At 71.1% G+C, this 6,419-nt stretch carries 6 protein-coding genes; 3 read left to right on the top strand and 3 right to left on the bottom strand.

Annotated elements, in window-relative coordinates; translation table 11 throughout:
- Window positions 1–949 (bottom strand): methane monooxygenase (locus tag VGL20_15910; protein HEY2705166.1); only part of this gene is annotated, 949 nt, incomplete at its 3' end.
- Between the two features lie 197 nt (window positions 950–1,146).
- On the opposite strand from VGL20_15910, the gene VGL20_15905 reads away from it, so the two are divergent.
- From VGL20_15905 to VGL20_15895, 3 genes are read left to right on the top strand one after another with little or no spacing between them, the layout of a single operon-like run.
- The gene (locus VGL20_15905; GenBank protein ID HEY2705165.1) at window positions 1,147–1,686 is read left to right on the top strand and encodes a (2Fe-2S)-binding protein; all 540 of its coding nucleotides are present in this window, start codon (window positions 1,147–1,149) and stop codon (window positions 1,684–1,686) included.
- 3 nt (window positions 1,687–1,689) lie between these two features.
- A complete protein-coding gene (locus tag VGL20_15900) occupies window positions 1,690–4,035 on the top strand; it encodes a molybdopterin cofactor-binding domain-containing protein (GenBank protein HEY2705164.1) in 2,346 nt (781 codons plus the stop codon).
- Window positions 4,032–4,847, top strand: a complete 816-nt coding sequence (locus tag VGL20_15895) for an FAD binding domain-containing protein (GenBank protein ID HEY2705163.1) — start codon at window positions 4,032–4,034, stop codon at window positions 4,845–4,847. Before VGL20_15900 ends, VGL20_15895 begins: the two co-directional genes overlap by 4 nt.
- Here VGL20_15895 and VGL20_15890 read toward each other — a convergent pair.
- Window positions 4,837–5,496, bottom strand: coding sequence for an MEDS domain-containing protein (locus VGL20_15890; protein ID HEY2705162.1), 660 nt, complete (start codon window positions 5,494–5,496; stop codon window positions 4,837–4,839). The genes VGL20_15895 and VGL20_15890 overlap by 11 nt on opposite strands.
- Window positions 5,497–5,608: 112 nt before the next feature.
- Window positions 5,609–6,419: CopD family protein (locus VGL20_15885; GenBank protein ID HEY2705161.1), on the bottom strand; the 811-nt coding region annotated here is incomplete at its 5' end.

The following is a 6,419-nucleotide window of genomic DNA, read 5'->3' as shown; positions in this document are numbered from 1 at the left end:
CGACGGCACGCGATGCCGCCGGCGTCCAGCGCTCCAGCCAGCCGGCGATCACGGTGCGGTTGTGGGCGCCGTGCTCGGCGTCGGCGAGCAGCGTGCGGACCAGCTGCTGGGTCCAGCCCTGGTGGCGCTCGACGTCCGTCGCCATCGTCGCCATCAGGCCGGTGGTCAGCGGATCTCCGTTGCAGGGGGCGTTGCGGGCAAGAAGTTCGCGCTTCACCAGGGTGCCCACCAGCGGCTCGAAGACCAGGTTGATCGCCACCAGGATCTCGCCCCAGTCCTCCAGCGCGAGCATGCCCTCGAGCGCCTGCCGCGCCGGCTGCCACTCGGGCGCAGTCATCCAGGCCGCCCGCGCACCCTCGTCACTCCAGCCGGGGAAGGCCTCGGCGAGGTCGAAGGTGGCGTGGACGACGTCCTGGAGGTGGCGGAGGTTGTCCTGCGCCTCGAAGGCGAGCGCGAAGGTGACCGCGCTGGTCAGCGCCTCCCGCACCGCGTAGGACATCGCGAGAAACTGCGCGTAGCTCACGAACGGATACACCGCGAGGTCCCCGGCGAGCACGCGGTCGCGCCAGACGGGGTTGATCCCCGACAGCACCCCGGAGCACACCAGCGCCCGGGAGGTGGCGGCCAGCGCCTGCTCCTGGGTGTTCTGGGTGTCGGTGTAGCCGCGCTGCCAGGTCTGCGCCGGGTCGCGGAACGCCCCCCAGTCGCCGCACCGCAGCGCCGTGGACCCCTGGCGGAAGGGCTCGGTGCCGTCGTCGAAGCGCACCGGCCAGCCCACCTGGAGAAAGTTCGTGGGGCTGAGGTGCTGGCCCAGGGTGAAGGACTCGTAGTCCGTGGGCTTGCGCCGCTGGGGCCGGAAGAAGGTGAAGTGGCGGTTTCCGCCGAGACGGTCCCCCTGCACCTCGTGGCCCGTCGCCCCGAGATGGGGAAGCGCTGCTGTCGTGGTCATCGCGTCTCCTTTGGGTGGGCGAGCGAGGCGCGGTCGCCGCACCGAGCACGGCTCGATGGCCGCAAGTATCGAGCGGTCACCACGCGATTCCCATGCTGGTCGAGGGCCAAGACGGGGCCGGGCTTGGACCCGGCAGGTCGAGGTGAACCCGGCCTCCGGAGACCGATCGTTGCAGCCGATCACCGGGAGGAGTGCAGATGAGACAGAGCGTCACGGTCACCGTCAACGGCGTCCCGCACGAGGATGCGGTGGAGCCGCGACTGCTTCTCGTGCACTACCTCCGTGAGGTCGCCGGGCTCACCGGGACCCACGTCGGCTGCGACACCAGCCAGTGCGGAGCCTGCACCGTGCTGCTCGACGGCATGGCGGTGAAGTCGTGCAGCATGTTCGCGGTGCAGGCGGGCGGCCGCGCCGTGACCACCATCGAGGGGCTGGCATCCGGCACCGAGCTGCACCCCGTGCAGCGGGCGTTCTGGGACGAGCACGGGCTGCAGTGCGGGTTCTGCACGCCCGGCTTCATCATGGCCACCGCGTACCTTCTCGACCAGAACCCGTCGCCGAGCGACGACCAGATCCGCAAGGGGCTGGAGGGCAACCTCTGCCGCTGCACCGGCTACGAGAACATCCTGAGGGCGGTGCGGGCGGCGGGACGGGCGACGGCGACGAAGGCGGCGGTGGAGGCGGCGGTGGACGAGGTCACGCCACCCAGTCCCCAACCGGTGGGTGTGGGAGGCTAGACGATGGCCATCACCCAGATGATCGGCGCCCACGTCCAGCGCCGCGAGGACCCGCGGCTGATCACCGGCCACGGCTGCTACGTCGACGACATCCGTCTCACCGGCATGCTCCACATGGCGGTGGTGCGCAGCCCCCTCGCCCACGCGCGCATCCGCTCCATCGACGTCGACGAGGCGCGCCGCGCACCGGGCGTGCACGCCGTCTACACGGCACGCGAGTTCCGCACCGTGCTCTCCGGCGCGCTCCCCGTCGCCCCCGCATTCGTCCCGGAGAAGCGACAGGTCCCCGAGCAGTTCCCCATCGCCGAGACCGAGACCGTCTACCAGGGCGAGCCGGTCGCGGTGGTGCTGTCGGACGACCGCTACCTCGCCGAGGACGCCGCCCAGCTGGTCTTCGTCGACTACGACCCGCTCCCCGCAGTCATGGACCTGGAGAGGGCGATGGAGCCGGGCACTCCCACCGCCCACGAGGGCGCCCCCGACAACATCGCGTGGGACACGGAGTTCCCCGGTGGCGATATCGACTCCGCCATGGCCGAGTCGGAGGTGCGCCTCACCCTGCGCATCACCCAGCAGCGGGTCTGCCCGGCGCCGATGGAGGGTCGAGGCTGCATCGCCGAGTTCATCCCCTTCGACGACCGGCTGACGCTCTGGACCTCGACCCAGGTGCCCCACTTCGTCCGCCTGTTCGTCAGCGGCTGCCTGGGCATGCCCGAGAGCCAGGTGCGGGTGATCTCGCGCGACGTCGGCGGCGGCTTCGGCTGCAAGGCACGTCCCTACCCCGAGGAGTACCTGGCCTCGGCGGCGTCGAAGCTCGCCGGCAGGCCGGTGAAGTGGGTCGAGACCCGCTCGGAGAACCTGGTGGCGACCACCCACGGACGCGGCCAGATCTACGACGTCGAGGTCGGCGCCCGGCGTGACGGGACGCTGCTGGGCCTGCGCGTCACCCAGCTGCTCGACGCCGGGGCCTATGTCGGCGTCTTCGGTTCCTTCCAGACCTGCGCCCTGCTGGTCAGCGGCGGCTGCTACCCGTGGAAGGCGGTGCACGGCCGCACCATCGGCATCCTCACCAACCGCGTCTCGACCGATCCATATCGTGGGGCCGGCCGGCCCGAGGCGACCCATCTCGTCGAGCGCATCGTCGACCTGGTCGCCGCCGAGCTGGGCATTGACCCGGTGGAGATCCGGCGGAAGAACTTCATCCAGCCCGGCCAGTTTCCGTATCCCAACCACTTCGGGCTTGTCTACGACTCCGGTGAGTACGAGAGGTCCCTCGACCTGGCACTCGGAATCGCGGGCTACGCGGACCTGCGCCGCCGGCAGCAGGAGCTGCGCGAGCAGGGACGCTACCTCGGCATCGGCGTCTCCACCTACGTCGAGATCTGCGGCATGGGCCCCGCCGCGGCCACCGCGCCGTTGACCGGCGTGGCCCTGGTCGAGTCGTCGATGGTGCGAGTCCATCCCACCGGCTCGGTCACCGTGAGCACCGGCACCCACAGCCACGGGCAGGGCCACGAGACCACGTTCGCGCAGCTCGTCGCCGACGCCCTCGGCGTGCCCTACCAGATGGTCGACATCAAGCACGGCGACACCGGCGAGACCCCGATGGGCTACGGCACCTACGGCTCGCGCAGCCTGCCGGTCGGGGGACTGTCGATCCTGAAGTCCTGCCGGAAGGTGGTCGAGAAGGCGAGGCGGCTCGCCGCCCACCTCTTCGAGGCCGCGGAGGAGGACGTGGTCTTCGAGGACGGCGGCTTCCACGTGAAGGGAAGCCCGGACCGGGTCAGGTCGATGGCGGAGATCGCCTTCGCCGCGTACGGGGCCGGCCTCCCCGAGGGGATGGAGCAGGGCCTCGAGGCGGTCACCTACTTCGACCCGCCCAACTTCGTCTGGCCCTTCGGCTGCCACATCTGCGTCGTCGAGGTCGACGCCGAGACCGGGGCCGTCGACCTGCAGCGCTACGTCGCCGTCGACGACTGCGGCAACGTGATCAACCCGATGATCGTCGAGGGCCAGGTGCACGGCGGCATCGCCCAGGGGATCGGACAGGCGCTCTTCGAGGAGGTGCGCTACGACGACGAGAGCGGCCAGCTGCTCACCGGCAGCTTCCTCGACTGCCTGGTTCCGACCATGGCGGAGGTGCCGCGCTACGAGCTCGACCGCACCGTCACCCCCAGCCCGAGCAACGAGCTGGGGGTGAAGGGAGTGGGCGAGGCGGGGACGATCGCCGCCAGCGCCGCGGTGATCAACGCCGTCGTCGACGCGCTCTCACCCTTCGGCATCCGCCACGTGGAGATGCCGGCGAGGCCGGACCGCCTCTGGTCGCTCGTCCGGGAGGCACGCGCATGATCCCCGCCGCCTTCGAATACGCAACCGCCGACTCCGTCGACGAGGCGGTCGACCACCTCCGGCGGTACGGCGACGACGCAAAGGTGCTCGCCGGTGGTCAGAGCCTGGTCCCGCTGATGCGGCTGCGCCTGGCCCAGCCGGCGGCGCTGGTCGACATCTCCCGGATCGGGGGCCTCGACGGCATCCGCACCGAGAACGGGACGCTGGTGCTGGGCGCCCTCGCGCGGCACGCCGAGATCGAGCGCAGCCCGGAGGTGCGTACCCGCCTGCCCCTCCTCGCCGAGGTGGCCGCAGAGGTCGGCGACAACCAGGTCCGCAACCTGGGGACGATCGGCGGGGTGATCGCCCACGGCGACGCCGCCGGCGACTACAACGCCCTGGCGCTGATGCTCGACGCCGAGATCATCACCACCCGGCGCCGGCACCGCGCCGCCGACTTCTACACGGACCTGTTCACCACCGCGCTCGAGCCCGACGAGCTGGTCACCGAGGTGCGCTTCCCGGTCGCCGCCGGGGCGCACGCGTACCTCAAGTTCCGGCGCCGGCTCTTCGACTGGGCGATCGCCGGGGTCGCTGTCCAGGAGACCGCGGCCGGCTGGCGGGTCGGCTACGTCAACCTCGGCGGCACCCCGCGGCGGGGCGTCGGGGTGGAGGATGCGCTCGCCCGGGGGGCGGCCGCCGGCGACGCGGCCGCCGAGTGCGGCGACGCCATCGACCCCGTCGACGATGTGCGTGCCACCGCCGAGTTCAAGCGATCCCTGGCAGAGACCCTGACCCGGCGCGCGCTCACGTGCGCGATGCTCAGACCGTGATCTTCTGCTGGGCGAGGAACGCCGCCGGTTCCATGTAGTACGGGTTCTCGACCACCATGTTGTTGAGCAGCACCTTGGGGTGGGTCTTGAGGACGTCGACGACGATCTCCCCGCTGAAGCGGTCGAGGTCGTAGAAGCACATCAGGATCTGCGGGTAGCGGGGGGCGAACCAGTTCACCATCGCCTCGTAGGAGCACAGCTCCTCGACCCCGGGCGTGTTCCGCAGCGCCCAGGCCATCTCTCCCGCGGCCCGGGCCACGGTGTAGCCCTCCCCGCTGATCGCGCCGCTGACCGACCGGTCGAGGAACTCGAACCACTCCTCCTGGTTGAAGCGGCCCTCCCGAAGGTAGGTCTCCTGGTAGTCGAGGACCTCGAGCTGCCCGGGCACCCGGTCGCTCTCCGGGAGGCTCGCCTGGAGGCGGTCCTTGACCTCGGTCCGGTCGGCGACGTCGAGGAAGCAGATGCACTTGTCGCCGTCCTGCAGTCCCTGCGCAATGTAGGGGGTGAGGATCTCGTCCCGTCCGGCGGGACCCCGGTAGAAGGCGCAGATGTGATCGCCGGGCTTGAGCACCAGACCGCCGACGCCCACCTCCATCAGCCGGTCGAGCATCGACCGGGCGCCGCCGTCCGGTTCGGCTGATTCATTCACCACCACACTCCCTCCGCACCGCCACTCCACCCTCCGGCCGAATCATAGGGGAACCGGAAGTCGGCTAGGAAGGGTCAATTCCGTGCACCGCTAAAGGGCCCGAACAACGCCGCTACTGGCATCCCCCACCGAGCAGCCCTGGCTGCACCACGTCCTGGGCAACCCCCGGGAGTGCCCGCCCGGAGAAGAGCGGGGGCAGCTGGGTCTCGCCCAGCACGGCGGCGAGGACCAGCGCCCCGAGCAGCAGCGCCGCCTCGGCGACGACCACCCCGCGGAGCAGCCCGATCGAGGGCCCGGCCCGGCGCGCCAGCCGCCGCGCCGGTTCAGGCAGCTCCTCGAAGCCCCGGTGCGCCGCCACCATCCGGTTGTTCACCAGCCCCACGACGAGAGCGAGGGCCACGATGGCCACCTTGAAGCCGGCGATCAGCCCGTAGCCCGTGCACCAGAGCGCCGAGAGGTTGGCCAGCAGACGTACCAGGATCACCAGGCCGCTCACCACGAGAAGGACGGCGGTGACGGTCATGATCCGCGAGAACCGGCTGACCGCGGACCAGATCTCCTCGGGCTCGCCGGACGGGAACACCACCAGCAGCAGGGCCACCAGCCCGCCCGCCCAGAAGGCGGTGAGCAGGACGTGCGCCAGCATCATCGGGACGTACAGCCAGCCGGGGCTGGCACTGCCCGTGCCCACATGGGTGCCGGCGACGAAGGCCGCGCTCAGCCCGAGCACGAGCGCGATGAGGGTGAGGCGCACCCGGCCCTGCCCGCGGCCCCCGGCCCGGTGACGGAGCGCCAACCCGGCGGCGGCGGTGAGACCCAGCCACAGGAGAAACTTGATCGCCCAGACCCCGCCGATCGAGGAGAGCAGGATGGGCCGCAGGCCGACCCCGCCGACCAGCTCGGTGAGACGGGCGGCGTAGAGG

Source organism: Candidatus Dormiibacterota bacterium (genome assembly GCA_036495095.1).
Taxonomy (GTDB): Bacteria; Chloroflexota; Dormibacteria; order Aeolococcales; family Aeolococcaceae; genus CF-96.
Note: the sequence above shows the minus strand (reverse complement) of the source record. Positions and strands in the feature narration are given on the sequence as shown.